At 34.4% G+C, this 17,353-nt stretch carries 17 protein-coding genes; 13 read left to right on the top strand and 4 right to left on the bottom strand.

The annotated features are described in order from the left end of the window. Positions 1-108 precede the first annotated feature (108 nt). On the top strand, positions 109-1,011 hold the full coding sequence (locus tag MHH96_RS25325) for a hypothetical protein (RefSeq protein WP_328283352.1): 903 nt from the start codon (positions 109-111) through the stop codon (positions 1,009-1,011). Positions 1,012-1,079: 68 nt separating this feature from the next. Here MHH96_RS25325 and hxlB read toward each other — a convergent pair whose 3' ends face one another. Together hxlB and hxlA are read right to left on the bottom strand one after the other, a co-directional pair. Further along, entirely contained in the window at positions 1,080-1,637 is a 558-nt protein-coding gene (gene hxlB, locus MHH96_RS25320; protein WP_328283353.1) for a 6-phospho-3-hexuloisomerase, read from the bottom strand. 4 nt (positions 1,638-1,641) lie between these two features. Next, complete coding sequence (hxlA, locus tag MHH96_RS25315) at positions 1,642-2,274, bottom strand: 3-hexulose-6-phosphate synthase (protein WP_144546556.1); 633 nt, start codon at positions 2,272-2,274, stop codon at positions 1,642-1,644. Between the two features lie 177 nt (positions 2,275-2,451). On the opposite strand from hxlA, the gene MHH96_RS25310 reads away from it, so the two are divergent. The 4 genes from MHH96_RS25310 to MHH96_RS25295 all read left to right on the top strand — a co-directional run bounded on the left by MHH96_RS25310 (position 2,452) and on the right by MHH96_RS25295 (position 6,333). Then, positions 2,452-2,826, top strand: coding sequence for a winged helix-turn-helix transcriptional regulator (locus MHH96_RS25310; RefSeq protein WP_047942300.1), 375 nt, complete (start codon positions 2,452-2,454; stop codon positions 2,824-2,826). Between the two features lie 262 nt (positions 2,827-3,088). Further along, the gene (locus tag MHH96_RS25305) at positions 3,089-4,114 is read left to right on the top strand and encodes a LacI family DNA-binding transcriptional regulator (protein ID WP_047942299.1); all 1,026 of its coding nucleotides are present in this window, start codon (positions 3,089-3,091) and stop codon (positions 4,112-4,114) included. Between the two features lie 57 nt (positions 4,115-4,171). Further along, a complete protein-coding gene (locus MHH96_RS25300) occupies positions 4,172-5,836 on the top strand; it encodes an alpha,alpha-phosphotrehalase (protein WP_144546558.1) in 1,665 nt (554 codons plus the stop codon). Positions 5,837-6,060: 224 nt separating this feature from the next. Continuing rightward, positions 6,061-6,333, top strand: a complete 273-nt coding sequence (locus tag MHH96_RS25295) for a hypothetical protein (protein WP_144546560.1) — start codon at positions 6,061-6,063, stop codon at positions 6,331-6,333. Positions 6,334-6,340: 7 nt separating this feature from the next. Here MHH96_RS25295 and MHH96_RS25290 read toward each other — a convergent pair whose 3' ends face one another. Further along, on the bottom strand, positions 6,341-6,739 hold the full coding sequence (locus MHH96_RS25290; protein ID WP_082138328.1) for a hotdog fold thioesterase: 399 nt from the start codon (positions 6,737-6,739) through the stop codon (positions 6,341-6,343). Positions 6,740-6,916: 177 nt separating this feature from the next. Here MHH96_RS25290 and MHH96_RS25285 point away from each other — a divergent pair, with 177 nt between their 5' ends. From MHH96_RS25285 to MHH96_RS25275, 3 genes are all read left to right on the top strand, one after another. Beyond that, on the top strand, positions 6,917-7,366 hold the full coding sequence (locus MHH96_RS25285; RefSeq protein WP_082138327.1) for a MarR family winged helix-turn-helix transcriptional regulator: 450 nt from the start codon (positions 6,917-6,919) through the stop codon (positions 7,364-7,366). A 26-nt stretch (positions 7,367-7,392) separates the two neighbouring features. After that, on the top strand, positions 7,393-10,518 hold the full coding sequence (locus MHH96_RS25280; RefSeq protein WP_061799099.1) for an MMPL family transporter: 3,126 nt from the start codon (positions 7,393-7,395) through the stop codon (positions 10,516-10,518). Between the two features lie 246 nt (positions 10,519-10,764). Continuing rightward, entirely contained in the window at positions 10,765-11,793 is a 1,029-nt protein-coding gene (locus MHH96_RS25275) for an AI-2E family transporter (RefSeq protein WP_061799097.1), read from the top strand. Between the two features lie 56 nt (positions 11,794-11,849). Here the strand turns inward: MHH96_RS25275 and MHH96_RS25270 are convergent, their stop codons facing one another. Beyond that, positions 11,850-12,689, bottom strand: coding sequence for an undecaprenyl-diphosphate phosphatase (locus MHH96_RS25270; protein ID WP_047942294.1), 840 nt, complete (start codon positions 12,687-12,689; stop codon positions 11,850-11,852). Between the two features lie 266 nt (positions 12,690-12,955). Here MHH96_RS25270 and MHH96_RS25265 point away from each other — a divergent pair, with 266 nt between their 5' ends. From MHH96_RS25265 to MHH96_RS25245, 5 genes are all read left to right on the top strand, one after another. Beyond that, a complete protein-coding gene (locus tag MHH96_RS25265) occupies positions 12,956-13,921 on the top strand; it encodes a carbohydrate kinase family protein (protein ID WP_061799095.1) in 966 nt (321 codons plus the stop codon). Between the two features lie 310 nt (positions 13,922-14,231). After that, on the top strand, positions 14,232-14,777 hold the full coding sequence (locus MHH96_RS25260) for a hypothetical protein (protein ID WP_082810053.1): 546 nt from the start codon (positions 14,232-14,234) through the stop codon (positions 14,775-14,777). Positions 14,778-14,982: 205 nt separating this feature from the next. Beyond that, on the top strand, positions 14,983-15,804 hold the full coding sequence (locus MHH96_RS25255) for an amino acid ABC transporter substrate-binding protein (protein ID WP_061799091.1): 822 nt from the start codon (positions 14,983-14,985) through the stop codon (positions 15,802-15,804). Next, positions 15,791-16,492 carry an amino acid ABC transporter permease gene (locus MHH96_RS25250; RefSeq protein ID WP_047942288.1) on the top strand — a complete coding sequence of 234 codons (702 nt, stop codon included), beginning with the start codon at positions 15,791-15,793 and terminating at the stop codon, positions 16,490-16,492. The genes MHH96_RS25255 and MHH96_RS25250 overlap by 14 nt, the downstream gene beginning before the upstream one ends. 57 nt (positions 16,493-16,549) lie before the next feature. Then, positions 16,550-17,284, top strand: a complete 735-nt coding sequence (locus MHH96_RS25245; RefSeq protein WP_047942286.1) for an amino acid ABC transporter ATP-binding protein — start codon at positions 16,550-16,552, stop codon at positions 17,282-17,284. Positions 17,285-17,353 lie beyond the last annotated feature (69 nt).

Genomic DNA, 17,353 nt, shown 5'->3' with positions numbered 1-17,353 from the left:
AAAAAAATTATTAAAGGCGGAACTTTACATAATAAAATTCGTATTATTAATATCTAATTTATGCTTTATAAATTAGATAATGTTTCTAAATGGAAGGGGAGAGATGAGATGGCATGGCTGCTTCTACTTACCGTTATTATGATTTGGATTATTCTATTTTTGCGCACAAGACTCACCTTTAAATTTGGCGCATCTCCTAAAGTATTAGAGATTCAGCCAATTAAAGGATTAAAAAAACTAAGTGATGACCTAGAACAATCTCTTACTAGAAGTTATATGGAAAATGTAGAAGAACGAGTAAGGAGAGAGAACAAGTTAAGAGAAAATGAGTATGAATGGCGCTTACTTGATTTAAAACGATATTTTGTTTTAACCTCTCTTTTAAAAGAATCTACTATGTTTAGTGTGAAAGTTGATGAATTATGGCATCAGATGCTCATGTTTACCCGAGAATATAAGGAATTCTCCCATAAATACTTAGGCTCAACTCTCCATCACAGTCCTAATGTAAAAGGGAAATCTAATCCTGATTTACGAGGATTTTTTGATTGGGTTTATGCAGAACTTTTTCTTATAAGAAAAGAGAATATCTATTTATATAAGGGATTTTTTCGATATCCTGTTCATCCAACTATTATCGAAGACTTTAAAAACTTATCTGAAGACGAATTATTTAATCGATATTTTAAAACGGATACGAAATATCATACTACTATTTATGCGCTGATTACCGCTATGAAAAAATCGGTAAAGAAGGTTAGAGATTATCAAAAAAGTACCATCTATGACAAAATGAAAAAAAGTAAAAGGGAACAAAAATTCAATTCCATGCTTGTTCCTTATTTATCTGTATCTTATTTTCATTACGCAGAATTTTCCAGTTATATGAAAATGAGTAGTGATAGTTCAGCAAGCTGCACAAGCTGTGGAACTGGATCGGTATTCTGTTCATCAGACAGCTCTTGCTCCTCTGATAGCTCCTGTTCAAGCTGTGGTGGAGGTTCTGATTAGTAAAAGAAAAAGGTTAGATTTAGCATATGAAGGATGCTTTATCTATCCTTTTCTTTTTTAGGAAAAATCTATTCTAAATTAGCATGCTTCCCATACATTTTACTGGAATCTAATTCTTTTATTTCCATGTATTTTAAAATTACACTATCCAAGACGATAAGGAGTAACTGTTCGAATAAGGAACCCATTGGTTGAATACTTTTCGCTTCATTATTTCCTCGATCTTTTGGTGAACCAGGCATTTTAATAACTTGATCAACCAGCTTCCCAATAGTAGAATCAGGAGAAATAGTTAGGGCTGTAATATTTCCACCAATACTTTTGGCTTTTTCTACGATGGTTATAATACTTTTTGTTTCACCAGAACCGGTTCCTACAATGAGAAGATCATCCTTTTCATAAATAGCAGTAACCGTTTCTCCAACAACGTAAGCATCAATTCCCATGTGCATCATTCGCATCGCAAATGATTTAAGCATAAACCCAGAACGGCCAGCTCCATAAACGAAAACTTTTTTTGATTGAAGAATACGTTCGACAAGCTTTTCTAAGTCCTCATTTGCAATAAGTGCTCCTGCCTCCGTTAATTCTTGAATGACTTGGTCAAGATAATCGCTTGTTTTCATTTACTTATCCTTGAGCAATTAGTTCTTTAAATTTAGATGCAGCTTCACTTAAGTTCTCTTGGCTAGTAATTCCTCCGCCAACTATAACTAAATCTGGTTGAGCAGCAATCACTTCTGGCAATGTTTCTAGTTTAATGCCACCTGCAACTGCAGTTTTAGCATTTTTGACAACACTCTTAATTGCTTTTAAATCTTCAAAAGAGTTTTTACCAACTGCTTGTAAGTCATATCCAGTATGAACACAAATGTAATCAACACCAAACTCATCAAGTTGTTGTGCGCGTGTTTTAATATCTTTCACAGCGATCATATCGACAAGAATTTCTTTGCCAAGCTTTTTCGCTTCAGCAACAGCACCTTTAATGGATTCGTCTTCAGCAACAGCTAAAATAGTGACAAGGTCAGCACCAGCATTAACTGCTTGGCTTACTTCATAACCAGCTGCATCCATAATTTTTAAGTCCGCTAATACAGACAAATTAGGAAAAGCTTCTTTTACTTGCTTAACAGCGTGAAGGCCTTCATTTATTACTACAGGTGTACCAATCTCAACGATATCAACATATTGTTCAACCTGAGAAACAACCTCTATTGCTTGTGGGATATTAACTAAATCTAATGCTAATTGTAATTTCATTTTGTTTAACTCCTTTTCTTTTTTTCATTTTATCTTGCACGCAGAATACTGGAAATATGTCTAATTTCTGTACAACCGTTATTATACGTTTTATAATCCATTTAAGTAAGTACGCACTTTTTTTTTATATAGTGTCTAAAAGTATACTAAGTATCAATTAAGGAAAGAGGAATGATGATGGAACGAATGGCAGGCAAAGAATTTAATTGTGAGAAAGAACTAACCTTAAGTATAATTGGTGGAAAGTGGAAAATGTTAATTCTTTGGCATTTGGGTAAGGAAGGAACAAAGCGCTTTGGAGAACTAAAAGCTTTAATTCCCGGAATTACACAGCGTATGCTTGTCAACCAATTGCGTGAGTTAGAAAATGACTATATTGTAAAACGAGTTGTTTATCCAGTTGTCCCTCCAAAAGTAGAATATTCCTTAACAGATGAAGGAAAATCGCTTATGCCTATTTTAGATGCTATGTATAGCTGGGGACGAAATTATATGGATACGGTACTTGAAAGTCCTCCTGTGATAAAGGAATTAGAATCGATAGACAAATAATGTTAGGATAGTAAATAATGAACGAGAGGATATGTGACAGTATAAGCACAGAGAGTGACTCTCAGTGCTTATATTATAGAAATGGGAATATAAATCTTGGCTACCATTTTAATATTTTTTATTGATATAAAGCTCTTCCTATGGTATATTCTACATATGCTAGTGCAATCGTTTGCACGAAAAGGTGAATGATAGAACAATTTTTTTAATATAAAATGATAGCGTTTACCATTATTGTGCTAAAAATAACGGAGGGGAAAGTATGGCAGTAACCATTAAAGATGTTGGTAAATTAGCAAATGTTTCTCCATCCACTGTTTCAAGGGTACTGGCGAATCATCCGAAAATAAGTGATGAAACAAAGCGCAAAGTCCGGGAAGCAATGGAGGAATTAGGATATCATCCAAACCTTCAAGCAAGAAGCTTAGTAGTTAAGAGCACGAAAACAATCGGAATTGTTATGCCGCATTCGACAGAAAGGGTGCTAGAAAACCCATTTTTTCCAGAAGTTTTAAGAGGTATTAGTTTGGAGGCAAGAAAAAGTCAGTTTGGCATTTATTTAACAACCGGAGCATCAGAAGAGGAAATATTGCAGGAAGTAATCGAGATGGTCCAGGGGAAAAGGGTAGATGGCATTATTCTATTATATAGTAAAACGAATGATAAAATTATGGATTATCTTTTACAAAATAAATTTCCCTTTACTGTTATTGGGAGGCCCTATCAAAATGCTGAAAGAATTACATTTGTGGATAACGATAATGTGTTTATTACGAAACAAATTACCGAGTACTTAATTCAATTAGGTCATCAGAAAATTGCCTTTATTGGAGCCAATATGGAAATGGTTTTTACGATTGACCGTTTGAAAGGTTTTAAACAAGCATTAAAGGAAAATGGAATTGCTTATCAAAAAGAGTTAATCATTTATGATAAGGAATTAGTGGATCGAACAAAAGAGAAGCTTACAGAGATTTTGAATTTGGAAAGCCGACCGACAGCGCTTGTTGTCTCCGATGATTTTATTGCCATTGAATTAATTAGCTATGCAGAGGAACTTTCCATATCTATTCCAGAAGATTTATCCATTGTTGCATTTAATAATATTTCAACTGGTAAGTATATGAAGCCTTCTTTAACAAGTGTGGATATTAATATTTTTCAGCTTGGTGTTGAAGCAACCAAGTGCTTACTCGATGATATTACGTATCCTAATGCTGTAACTAAGCGAATTACCGTACCTGCGAAAATGGTGGAAAGAAACTCTTGTTGTCGAGTAGCGGAATAAAACGACCTTTAATGTGGTAATAAAACAGAAATTAGATGTAGAAAGGGAGAAATTAGAGTGACTCAAAAGTGGTGGAAAGAGGCAGTAGCCTATCAGATTTATCCTAGAAGTTTCATGGATTCAAATGGAGATGGAATAGGGGATTTAAAAGGAATTATAACTAAATTAGATTATTTAAAAGAACTTGGGATTGATTGTATTTGGATTTGTCCAATGTATAAATCGCCAAATGATGATAATGGCTATGATATTAGTGATTATCAAGATATTATGGATGAGTTTGGAACAATGGATGATTTTGACTTGCTTCTATATGAAGTACATCAACGTGGAATGAAGTTAATTATTGATTTAGTAATTAATCATACAAGTGATGAGCATGAATGGTTTGTAGAATCTCGGTCTTCCTTAAATAATCCGAAAAGAGACTGGTATATTTGGAGAGATGGAGTAGATGGGAAAGAGCCGAATAACTGGGAAAGTATATTTGGAGGCTCTGCTTGGAAACTGGATGAGACAACTGGACAATATTTTATGCATATTTTTTCAACAAGACAGCCAGATTTAAATTGGGAAAATGAAGAAGTAAGAAAAGCTCTATACAATATGATTAATTGGTGGCTTGACAAAGGTATTGACGGTTTCCGAATTGACGCCATCAGTCATATTAAAAAAGAAGAAGGATTAAAAGATATGGATAATCCACTAGGCTTAGACTATGTCCCATCTTTTGATAAGCATATGAATGTAGAAGGAATTCAACCATTTTTAGAAGAGTTAAAGAATGAGACATTTGCAAAATATGATATTATGACAGTCGGAGAAGCCAATGGTGTAAAGGTAGAAGAAGCAGAGCTATGGGTTGGAGAAACAAAGGGAAAATTTAATATGGTTTTCCAATTTGAACATTTAGATTTATGGGATAACGAAAAAAATTATGGCGTCGATGTTATGGAATTGAAACAGGTTTTAAATAAATGGCAAAAAGGTTTAGAAAACAAGGGATGGAATGCTTTGTTTATTGAAAACCATGACAAAGCAAGATCTGTTTCCACATGGGGTAATGATAAGGAATATTGGAAAGAAAGTGCCAAGGCTTTAGGGATGATGTATTTCTTTATGCAAGGAACTCCATTCATTTATCAAGGTCAAGAAATAGGAATGACGAATGTTCAATTTCCAACGATTGAGGAATATGATGACGTGGCAACGAAAAACCTTTATAAATTGAAACGGGAAGAAGGATTTAGCCATAAGGAAGTGATGGAGATTATTTGGTCTACTAGCCGTGATAATTCCAGAACCCCAATGCAATGGTCTAGTGATGAATATGCTGGTTTTTCTGAACACACGCCTTGGATGGGAATGAATCCAAACTATTTAGATATCAATGTGGAAAGTCAAAAGCAAGATCCAGATTCTATCTATCATTTTTATAAGAAGATGATAGATTTGAAAAAATCTGGTCCTATTTTAACATATGGAACCTTTGATTTAGTGGATGAAGAGAATAAACAGGTTTTTGCCTACACTCGGACCCTGGAGGATAAAAAGATGGTGATCATTTCTAATTTATCAGCAGAAGAGGCAGTGTTTGAAAATCGTGTCGTCGAATTGGAGCATGAAAATTTACTGTTAGCAAATTACTCAGTTGAAGAACATGAGCCAACAACTTCCATTTCATTGAAACCATATGAAGCAAGAATGTATACTTGTAAATAAGAGATAGTTAAGAGAAAAGTGCATTCAAAAATCAGCAAATTGATTTTTGAAATGCACTTTTTGTATTGATTTGAAAAAATAAGTGCTGGATAGGGAACAAAGATCGAAGAAATTACCTAAAAGGAGGAGGAAATCAGCCAAAGAACAGAAATATCAGCCAAAAGGAGGAGGGAATCAGCCGAAGTGCCGAAATATCAGCCAAAAGGAGGGAGAAATCAGCCAAAGTGCAAAAATATCAGCCAAAAGGAGAGGGGAATCAGCCAAAGAACAGAAATATCAGCCAAAAGGAGAGGGGAATCAGCCAAAGTGCTGAAATATCAGCCAAAAGAAGGGAGGAATCAGCCAAAGTGCAAAAATATCAGCCAAAAGGAGGGAGAAATCAGCCAAAGTGCCGAAATATCAGCCAAAAGGAGGGAGGAATCAGCCAACCTCCCAATATATCAGCCAACCGACCACAAATATCAACTAAAATTAAATTTCTCCTCCAAATTCCTTAAAGACAAACTATCTCTCTAAAGAAATTACTGCCAGCGTACACCGTGAGATACATATTAATTCCTTTTTATCATTCTCTACTTTAATTTCGTAAACCATACTGGATTTTCCTTGATGAATAACTGTAGCAGTTGCGGTTACAATTCCTTCTTTTACCGAACGAATGTGGTTTGCGTTTATTTCTTGGCCAAACACCGCTTGTTTTTTGGCATCAATTAGACTAGCTGCTCCAACGCTTGCAGCAGTTTCCGCTAAAGCTACGGAAGCCCCGCCGTGTAGATAGCCGAAAGGTTGTTTTGTTCGTTCATCTACTGGCATTGTCGCAATGCATACCCCATTTTTAACTTCAACAATATTGATTCCTAGACTTTCCATAAGTGTATTTTTTATTGAGATATTTGGAAACATATTCTTATTCTCCATTAATTTTTTTCTTATTATAGCATAATCAATTAAAGGAGGAATTATTGCAATCCTAGTGCTGTTGATATCTCCCTTTTTGGCATGAAAATTTTGTGTTGACATAAAAATAAAAATAAAGTTAAAATATTTAATAGTTAAACCCTTTAACTAAATAGATGTGGGGTGAATGTTATTAATCGAACAGAGATAAATCAGATTATTGATCGATATGTAAGTATAAATTTTTCTGTTAATCGTAAATTTGATCAGTTAATTAGACAGGAAATAGGAGATGTTCTAACAACAGAACAGCATTTTACGATGCGCCATATCAACAATGTCGAAGTATGTACATCTACAGAGCTTGCGATTGTGTTTGGGGTGAAAAAAAGTGCCATTACTCCTATCATCAACCGCTTAGTTGAAAAGGGATGGGTTGAGAGAACAAGAGATGAAAAGGATAGGCGTGTTATTTATTTAACTTTAACTTCAGCAGGAAAAGTAATATTTGGCGAGATGGAGAAAAAAATTCAAAGTGTGATTGTGTCTGTTATTTCGCAATTTGATCATACTGAAATTCAAAACTTTATAGACACGTATGCCAAGTTAGATAGATTAATTGAAGAAAAATAGAGAATAGAAGCTGGAGGGGAATAAAGTTGAATGCTATTTTAAAGGGAAAATGGTTTATTCTTGGAGCATGGATTATCGCTATAGTCGGTTTATTTATAATAGCTCCAAATATGGGAGATTTAGTGAAGGAAAAAGGACAGATTACTATACCTGATGAATACTCTTCTTCTGAGGCTGGAAAAATTCTTGATGAAATTCAGAATCAGAAAAATGCAGGGGAACAGTCAACAGTGGCTTTAGTCTTTCATAATGATAAGAAGTTGACGGAAAAAGATATTGCGGAAGCGAAAAAAGCAGTGGATGCATTAGAAGCCAATAAGAAAAAGTTAGGAATTACAGATATACTTTCCTCGTTTGAAAAGGAGGAATTAAAGGACCAGTTGGTTTCAGATGATGGAAAAACCATCCTCACATCATTGACTATTAGTTGGAATGATAGAGAAGCGGAAGAGGTCAGCGACGCATTATATAAAACAATTGAAAAATATGATGTGGATCACTATTATACCAGCAACTGGATGATTGATCAGGATTTGGTAAATAGTTCTCAAGAGGGATTAAAGAAGACAGAAGGAATCACAGTTGTCTTCATTCTGGCTGTATTGTTAATTGTTTTTAGATCTGTAATTGCGCCATTTATTCCTTTAATTACAGTAGGACTTACATACTTAGCATCCCAATCTATTGTGTCTATTCTAGTAGATCAATTTAATTTCCCACTTTCCACGTATACACAAATTTTCTTGGTTGCTGTTCTCTTTGGAATAGGGACGGATTATTGTATTCTACTATTAAGTAGGTTTAAAGAGGAAATGATGCATCGGGAAAGTATTTGGGAATCGATAGTCGAAACGTACAAAAATGCGGGAAGAACAGTCTTTTTTAGCGGTATTGCGGTAATGATTGGGTTTGCTGCGATAGGATTTTCTAAATTTGTGCTTTATCAATCTGCTTCTGCCGTAGCAGTGGGGGTAGCTATTTTACTTATCGCCTTATTTACGGTTGTACCAATTTTTATGCTGTTATTAGGGAAGAAATTATTCTGGCCATCTAAAGGGTCGGCAGAGCATGGAGACAGCAAGATTTGGGAAGTGGCGGGTAATTTCTCTATAAAAAGACCGCTGCTATCCTTATTGGTTGTAGCATGTATTTGTGTTCCCTTCCTTGTTACCTATGATGGTGATATTTCTTTTAATTCTTTAGAAGAAATTGGGGATGATTATTCATCGATAAAAGCATTTAATGCAATTGCGGACAGCTTTGGACCAGGCGAGTCCATGACAACAACCGTAATTTTAAAAAATGATGACCAATTAGATACAATAGAGTATTTATCTTTAGCAGATACGATTACGAATGAATTAGCTAAAGTAGATTTGGTGGATAGAGTTCGGTCTGTAACGAGACCAATGGGAGACTCCATTGAAGATCTTTATATTTCTAATCAAGCGAAAACCTTAGAAGAAGGTTTGGGCCAAGGAAAAGAAGGAATTGATCAAATAAGTGAGGGGCTTCACAGTGCCGGAGATGAACTGCAAAAATCAGGACCACAGTTGAATGACGCAGCAGATGGGATTAATGGGCTCATTAAAGGAACAAATGATGTGAAATCTGGTTTGGGAGAAATTCAGTCTAACTTAGAAAAAATTGAACAAGGCATTCGCCAAGGTTCTGCTGGTTCTGATCAAATAAAGTCAGGATTACAACAGGCAAAAACAGGGGCAGAAGCACTGTTGAATGAGCATAATAAATTACAAACTGGATATAAAGAGGCAGAGAAAGGTCTATCTGCTATTCTCGGGGAATATCAAAAAATTAATTCAGGTTTAGAGCAATTGGCACAGGGGCTAAATAAAGTACCAAAAGAATCGTTTGGTTCTTTAGAAGGGACATATGCTGGATTAGCTGATAACCCAGCATATATAGGAATTAAAGCAGGATTTTTAGGAGCACAACAACAATTACCCGCAATTAATGCTGGTATCGATCAATTAAATACAGGGTTAGCTAAATTACAAACAGGAATGAGTAAAGCGAATGCAGGCTATGCAGAAATATTAAAAAATCAAGCAAATATTTCGGCTGGACTGCAGCAATTAATTGCTGGTATCGATCAACAGCAAAAAGGATTAGACCAATTAGCAGATGGCCAAGGGCAGATTGTGAACAATATGCCTAAATTAACGAATGGATTAAGTAGTATTAATGAGGGACAGAAGCAATTACTAGATGGGTTTAGTGATATAGGTGGTCAGCTTGGCCAATTAACGGACGGATTAACACAAAGTGCTGAAGGATTAGATCAAGTTTCTGAAGGTTTAGGTTCTGCTAAGGATTATTTATCTGGATTATCTAAAAACGAAACAAACAGTTTCTATATTCCAGATGAAGTATTAGCGAGTGATGAATTTAAAGGGGCATTAGATACGTACCTATCTCCAAATCGCAAAATCATGACATTTGACGTTGTATTCTCAGACAATCCATATTCAAATGAAGCAATTGATCAAATTGATAAGATAAAAGATAGAGTTGATCAAATAACAAAAGGAACCAAGCTTGAAAATGCGGAAATTGCTGTTTCCGGGATTACTAGTACCAATGCAGATCTTCGCACTATGTCCAATGCTGATTATACAAATACTGTTATTTGGATGATGATTGGGATTTCGATTGTTTTAATCTTTTTATTCCGGTCTATCATTATGCCGGCTTATATTATTGGATCGTTAATTTTAACATTCTATACAACGCTTGGAATAAATGAGGCAATCTACGTGAATCTGCTGGGCTATTCTGGGATCAGTTGGGCAGTACCATTCTTTGGATTTGTTATTTTAGTAGCTTTAGGTGTGGATTATAGTATTTTCCTTATGGATCGATTTAATGAATATAAGAATTTAACGATAAAAGATGCGATGTTAGAAGCGATGAAGAAGATGGGGACAGTCATCATTTCTGCAGCTATCATCTTAGGTGGAACATTTGCAGCGATGATGCCATCAGGAATGTTATCCCTATTACAGATAGCAAGCATTGTATTAGTTGGATTATTCCTATATGCATTTATCATTTTGCCATTGCTTATACCTGTTCTAGTAAAGAATTTTGGAGAAGCAAACTGGTGGCCATTTAAACGAATAAAGGATTAATAAGGAAGAGGAAGGCATTTAGGGTATATACACTTAAAGCCTTCCTTTTCATATAGGCAATGATTTTGTTGTAAGTGGATGAAGGAGAACGGATTAAATGAAATTTTTCCTAGATAATGGAATTGAAATTAATCTGTGAAAAAAAACGTTTTTTCTTGTTATTTTTCATTTTTGGATTGATAATAAAGGATAAAGAAAAGATATTTTATAGTAGTTAGGTATTTTAAATCGTCAGGAGTCTTTTGCATGGAGATGTTGCTTCATTTTTTTCAAAAAAAAGCAGTAAAAAGATTTTTAATTTTGTTTTTAATTGGTTTAAGCCTTTATTTTGTACGTAGTATGATAAATCTCATTTTATTTACTTTTATATTTTCTTACCTAATGGATCGACTTGTTCAGTTTTTTACAAGCAAATTTGCGATAAAACGATCAATTGCGGTTATTTTGCTATATTTTACTGTATTATTTTTGCTCATATATGGGATTTCCACCTATTTACCTGTTGTCATCCAGCAAATCTCGATTTTGGTTATCCAAATCACAGACTTTTATATGCAGCCACATGACAATGCAGTCTTGAATTTTATAGTAAATACAATAAATAATCTTAATGTAACGACCTATTTACATCAGGGCTTTACCTTTATATTTAAGTATTTTACAAATATATGGGGAAATCTGCTTCAAGTGTTTATGGCGATAGTATTAAGCCTATTCTTTTTGTTAGAAAAAGACAGATTACGGTTGTTTGCTACTCGTTTTCATACTAGTAAAATAGCACCAATTTACTTTGAATGTAAATATTTCTGTAAAAAATTTGTAGCAACCTTTGGAAAAGTAATAGAAGCACAATTTATTATTGCCATTATTAATTGTGTGTTAACGACAACTTCCTTGTATTTCTTAGGCTTTCCTCAATTATTTGGATTAGGTATTATGATTTTCTTACTGGGTTTAATACCAGTTGCCGGGGTTATTATTTCCTTTATTCCATTATGTATTATCGGTTATACGGTCGGAGGAATAACACATGTCATTTCAATTGTTATCTTAATTGTTGTAATTCATGCGCTTGAAGCATATATATTAAATCCTAAACTAATGTCTTCTAAGACCGATTTACCAGTTTTTTTCACATTCATTGTTTTAATATTTTCCGAACACTTCTTTGGAGTATGGGGATTAATTGTAGGTATTCCGATTTTTATATTCTTGTTAGATATATTAGAAGTGAAGAGTGAAAAACAACGAAAAGAATCCATAAAAGAAAAATAGGTGGGTATAAAGAAAAAGTCATCTCCGGGGAGATGACTTTTTCTTTATAAATATTATTAAATAAACACAACAATGATAATGATAGCAAGCACAATACGATAGATCGCAAATGGTGTTAATTTAATTCGATCGATTAGCTTTAAAAAGAAGCGTATAGAAATTAATGCGAAAATAAATGCACTGATAAATCCAACGATAAAGAATGGGAGAGCAGCAGATGTAATGTATTCCCAATTATTTAGTAAAGAGATAAAGCTTGCACCAGCCATAATTGGTACTGCCATGATAAAGGTAAAGTCAGCTGCTACCCGGTGGCTTAGCCCCATAAGTACACCGCCAGATATCGTTGATCCAGATCTTGAAAAGCCTGGCCATAGGGCGATACATTGAAATAAACCAATGAAAAATGCTTGCTTATTTGTAATTTGATCCAAAGAAGTTGTGGTTGGTTTCTTCTTCTTTTGCGTAAAGTCTGCGATAATCATTAGGACTGCACCCACAATTAAAGCATATGCAACTGTTTCAAAATTAAATAGATGTTCATCTATGTAATCATCAAAAAGAAGTCCTAAAACACCAGCTGGAATTAACCCAATAAGAACTTGTACTAAGCTTAATTTATGTCCGACTACTTTTTCACCATTAATTGTTTTTTTCAAACCAAGAATATTTAAGAAACGATCTTTAAAGATAATTACTACTGCCAAAATCGACCCTAATTGAATAACAACTTTAAAGGTATTAGCTACTTCAGGTGAAAAAATCTCCCCTGACTTTAACCATAAATCATCGACTAGTATCATATGTCCAGTTGATGATACAGGTGCAAATTCCGTCAAACCTTCTACTATGCCCAAAATAAAGGCCACTATCAAATCCCATAACTTATCCAACATTTTTTCACTCCTATTTATCCATTCATTTCAAAATTATATTCTTACTCGAAAGCATACGCCTATCTATCATATCAAAAATTTAGCAAAAGCTGAATGCTATATTGAATATTAAATTAGACTTGGTTTCCTATTCCATTTTTCGATATAAAAACACATAAAGTATAACGCAGAAAGAAATACAGAAGTTTCACTAATTAATATTAGCGAAAGGAATAAAAGAAGATATACTAGAAAGATAGAAAAAGATAGAGAGGAAGAATCACGAAATGGAACGAAAAGGAATCCTGTCTCTTGGCGATGCGTTTATCGATTATGTTTCACGATCGAGTGATAATAATTGTTTTGAAAGAAGTTTAGGGGGAGCTTCTGTGAACGTTGCTGTACATATCAGTAGATTTACTATTCCTAGTTTTTATCTTACAAAACTAGGAAGCGGAGAAGATAGCCAATTTGTCGAAAAGGAAATGTTAAAAGAAAAAATAAATCTTGAAGACAGCGTTCGTACACCAACCAAGAAAATATCGAAAGTATATGTCCATTTAGATGCATCTGGAGAAAGATATTTTCATAAATATGAAAATGAAACGCCAAATGAAATTGTATTAGAATCAGATCTTAAGGAATCATCTTTTGAAAATAAATCGATCTTTTATTTTGGTTCTGGGACACTCTTTCATCCAAGTGCAAGAGCAGCGACAAAGAAGGCGATTGAAATCGCAAAGGAAAAAGGCTTATTCATTGCTTTTGATGCAAATATTCGGATTAAAAGATGGAAAAATGAAGAGGAATGTAGACAAGTGATGATGGAATTTTTGTCTTTTGTAGATATTCTAAAAATGTCAAAAGAAGAACTTCTCTTTCTATTAGAGGTTCAATCGGTAGAGAAGGGCTTAGCAAATTTGGAGAAGTTCCAAATACCTCTCAAGCTAATTACTTTGGGCGAAAAGGGGGCAATTGGACTATTATACGAAGAAAAAGTCCAAATGGCTGGAAAGGTGGTAAAGGCAATAGATACGAATGGTTCAGGCGATGCGTTTATGGCAACGATTCTTGCATGTATTTATAAAAAGGGATTTCCAGCTTGCAAAAAAGAGATGGAGTCTTATATGGATCAAGCTAATCGGTTGGGGGCAATAGTAGCTACAAAGGCTGGTTCCTTGCCGATTCTTCCAGATTATCAAATGATTATGGGAAGAGCTGAATCACCATTGCTCTGTGAAAACGAAGTATAGGAGATAGGATTGCATAGATATTGCGTTGAATTTGAAAACTGGAAAAAAAGCATGATTTTTTAAATAAAGCATACTTACTTATAGAGAATTATTATATTTCTAAGTAAGTATGCTTTTTATGTAACTTTTTTAAGTCTAAAGACGTAGATAAAAATAATACAAGAGTTTGTTTCCAGCCGGGGTTAAACTCTATATGATAACAAAGAGGAGTAGTAAAGATTATAACTTTTATTCGAAGGTGTTTACAAAAGAAGCCAGGATTAACAGCTTTTTCGATAAGTAAATATTAATGCGAAGGAGGGGTGTTTGTGTGACTGAAAGAAAGGTATATATTATTTTAACGGATACAGGCACTTTATTTACACGTTGTATTAAATTTTTTACAAGAAAGCCCCATAATCATGCATCTATTTCTTTTGATCCGCAATTAAATGAAGTTTATAGTTTTGGAAGAAGAAAGCCAAGCAATCCATTTATCGGTGGATTTGTGAAGGAAAATGTCCAGCATAGTTTTTTTCGAAACAGTAGGTGTATTATTTATTCCATTTCTGTTACGCAAACACAATATGAAAACATGAAGAAAAAAATTGAGCAGATGGAAAAAGAACAAAGAAATTATCGCTACAATTTACTTGGGCTTTTATTTATTTTACTAAAAATCCCATATAATCGTAAAAATGCTTATTTTTGTTCGCAATTTGTTGCATCGATTTTGCATGACAGTGGTGTCCTATTTTTTAATAAGCCCCCATGTTTAATGACCCCCTATGATTTATTAGATGAATATAAAATGCAAAAAGTCTATGAAGGGAAATTACATCTATACTCACTTGTTTTCAGAAAGCCGGCAGCCTAATGCATTTATTTATTTTTATATAATTGGAAAAAAGTGACCGTTTAAAAGGTCGCTTTTTTTTTGTATCAAATGGATATATTTCACATGGTTAATGTCAGAACTTTTGGTGAAAATAAAAAGGAGAAATCAATGCTTTGACAAATGGTAATCCCCTATACTATGATAGCTATTGCTGATAAGTCTTATCGGAATAAGGAGGAATAATATGAGAAAATTTAGTATATTATTAAGTTTGTTGGTAAGTATTACCATTGTGTTAGCTGCTTGTGGCAGCAATTCAGATAAGGGATCAAAAGATTCTGCAGATAAAAAAGCTGATAGCAACGCAGATTTATTGGCACAAATTAAAGATAAGGGCACATTAATAGTTGGTACGGAAGGTACATACCCTCCCTTTACTTTTCATGATAATTCTGGGAAGCTAACTGGATTTGATGTGGAAATTGCACAAGAAGTGGCAAAACGTTTAGGAGTGAAAGCAGAATTTAAGGAAACACAATGGGATGCCATGTTTGCAGGCCTTGATGCAAAGCGCTTTGATATGATTGCAAACCAAGTAGGGATTAATGATGAAAGAAAAGCGAAGTATGCATTTTCTGATCCTTACATTTCTTCTGCTGCTGTTCTTATCACGAGAGAAGATTCAGATGTGAAAAGTTTTAAAGATATGAAAGGATTAAAGTCAGCACAATCATTAACAAGTAATTATGCGGAAATTGCCAAAACGAATGGTGCAGAGCTAGTTGGAGTGGATGGATTTAATCAAGCGATTGAACTTCTTAACGCAAAACGAGTAGATGTTACCGTTAATGATAAATTATCTTTCTTAGATTTTAAAAAGCAAAAGCCAGATGTAAAAGTTAAAATTGTCGATACTGCTGATGATGTAGCGCATAGTGGTTTAATGTTTAGACAAGGAAATGATACATTAGTTAAAGCGGTAAATAAAGCACTTAAAGAAATGATTGATGATGGTACGTATAAATCAATATCAGAGAAATGGTTCGGAGAAGATGTACTTAAATAGCATTTTTACTGACGCAGAAGCATTCCAACGATATTATGATATAGCAGTTAGTTCCCTTCTTCCTTTGGTGAAGGGGGCTATTTTATATACGATACCACTATCCATTATATCCTTTATTATTGGGATAATTTTAGCTGTATTAACCGCTTTAGCTAGATTATCCAGTATAAAAATTTTTCGGGCGATTGCTGGAATCTATGTTTCCATCATTCGCGGAACACCATTACTCGTACAGCTTTTTATTATTTTTTACGGGTTACCCAATGTTGGTATTACGCTCGAACCTTTTATAGCAGCTATTATAGGTTTTTCATTAAGTGTTGGAGCGTATGGATCGGAAATAGTCAGAGGATCCATTTTAAGTATTCCTAATGGTCAATGGGAAGCTGGCTATTCCATTGGGATGAGCTATGTTCAAAATTTAAAAAGAATTATTTTGCCACAGGCTGCACGTGTTTCGATTCCGCCATTGTCTAATACATTTATCAGTTTAATTAAAGATTCGTCTCTAGCAGCCTTAATTCTAGTAACAGAAATGTTTCGAAAGGCACAGGAAATCGCAAGTACGAATTATGAGTTCTTATTGCTATATTCAGAGGTAGCCCTATTGTATTGGCTTATTTGTTTCCCTCTTTCTATTATCCAGCAAGGACTGGAAAATCGATTCGGCCGTCACTTAAGTAAATAAAAAAGCTTCTATTAGGCAGGAAGACTAAAATAATCGATAGAGGAAGGAGCGAACATCATGATTTCAATTAAAGGGTTGTCTAAGCATTTTGGCGATTTACAAGTATTAAAGGACATAAATTTAGAAGTGGACAAAGGGAAAGTCATTGTTGTTATTGGTCCTTCTGGATCAGGAAAAACGACGATGCTTCGATGTTTAAACATATTAGAAATACCAACTAGTGGTCATATTACAATAGAGAATAAGCAATTGGATTTCTCGACGAAAGTAACGAAAAAGGCTATAACAGATTTTCGAAAATTAACAGGAATGGTTTTTCAAAGCTATAATCTTTTTCCCCATAAAACTGCCATTGAGAATGTGATGGAAGGTCCCATCACGGTGAAAAAGCAATCAAAAGAAAAGGCAAGCATGAAAGCGGCTGATTTACTAAATAAAGTAGGACTGGGTGATAAAATCGATTTTTACCCATTCCAACTGTCAGGTGGGCAGCAGCAGCGAGTCGGCATTGCCAGAGCACTTGCGATGGAACCAGAAGTAATGTTATTCGATGAACCAACATCTGCGTTGGATCCAGAGCTTGTTGGAGAAGTTTTAAAAGTAATAAAGCAACTTGCGAATGAAGGCATGACGATGATTATTGTTACCCATGAAATGAAATTTGCGAAAGAAGTTGCGGACGAAGTAATTTTCATGGATGGTGGCTATATTGTAGAGAAAGGCAGCCCGCATGAAATCTTCTCTGACCCTAAAGAAGCAAGAACACGGCAATTTCTTCAATTAATTCAATAAAAAAAGAGCTGGTCAGGAATTTCTCAAAAGCGAGAATTAATCTGAAACAGCTCTAAACAAAAGGGGGAA

The organism is Niallia sp. FSL K6-0212, assembly GCF_038007605.1.
Lineage (GTDB): Bacteria > Bacillota > Bacilli > Bacillales > Cytobacillaceae > Niallia > Niallia circulans.
Note: the sequence above shows the minus strand (reverse complement) of the source record. Positions and strands in the feature narration are given on the sequence as shown.

Excerpts from the sequence above, each read along its gene's own strand:
- MHH96_RS25250 (WP_047942288.1), top strand. The coding sequence starts at position 15,791 with ATGTACTTAAATAGCATTTTTACTGACGCAGAAGCATTCCAACGATAT.
- hxlB (WP_328283353.1), bottom strand. The coding sequence starts at position 1,637 with ATGAAAACAAGCGATTATCTTGACCAAGTCATTCAAGAATTAACGGAG.
- MHH96_RS25255 (WP_061799091.1), top strand. The coding sequence starts at position 14,983 with ATGAGAAAATTTAGTATATTATTAAGTTTGTTGGTAAGTATTACCATT.
- MHH96_RS25310 (WP_047942300.1), top strand. The coding sequence starts at position 2,452 with ATGGAACGAATGGCAGGCAAAGAATTTAATTGTGAGAAAGAACTAACC.
- MHH96_RS25270 (WP_047942294.1), bottom strand. The coding sequence starts at position 12,689 with ATGTTGGATAAGTTATGGGATTTGATAGTGGCCTTTATTTTGGGCATA.
- MHH96_RS25305 (WP_047942299.1), top strand. The coding sequence starts at position 3,089 with ATGGCAGTAACCATTAAAGATGTTGGTAAATTAGCAAATGTTTCTCCA.
- hxlA (WP_144546556.1), bottom strand. The coding sequence starts at position 2,274 with ATGAAATTACAATTAGCATTAGATTTAGTTAATATCCCACAAGCAATA.
- MHH96_RS25325 (WP_328283352.1), top strand. The coding sequence starts at position 109 with ATGGCATGGCTGCTTCTACTTACCGTTATTATGATTTGGATTATTCTA.
- MHH96_RS25265 (WP_061799095.1), top strand. The coding sequence starts at position 12,956 with ATGGAACGAAAAGGAATCCTGTCTCTTGGCGATGCGTTTATCGATTAT.
- MHH96_RS25275 (WP_061799097.1), top strand. The coding sequence starts at position 10,765 with ATGGAGATGTTGCTTCATTTTTTTCAAAAAAAAGCAGTAAAAAGATTT.
- MHH96_RS25290 (WP_082138328.1), bottom strand. The coding sequence starts at position 6,739 with ATGTTTCCAAATATCTCAATAAAAAATACACTTATGGAAAGTCTAGGA.
- MHH96_RS25245 (WP_047942286.1), top strand. The coding sequence starts at position 16,550 with ATGATTTCAATTAAAGGGTTGTCTAAGCATTTTGGCGATTTACAAGTA.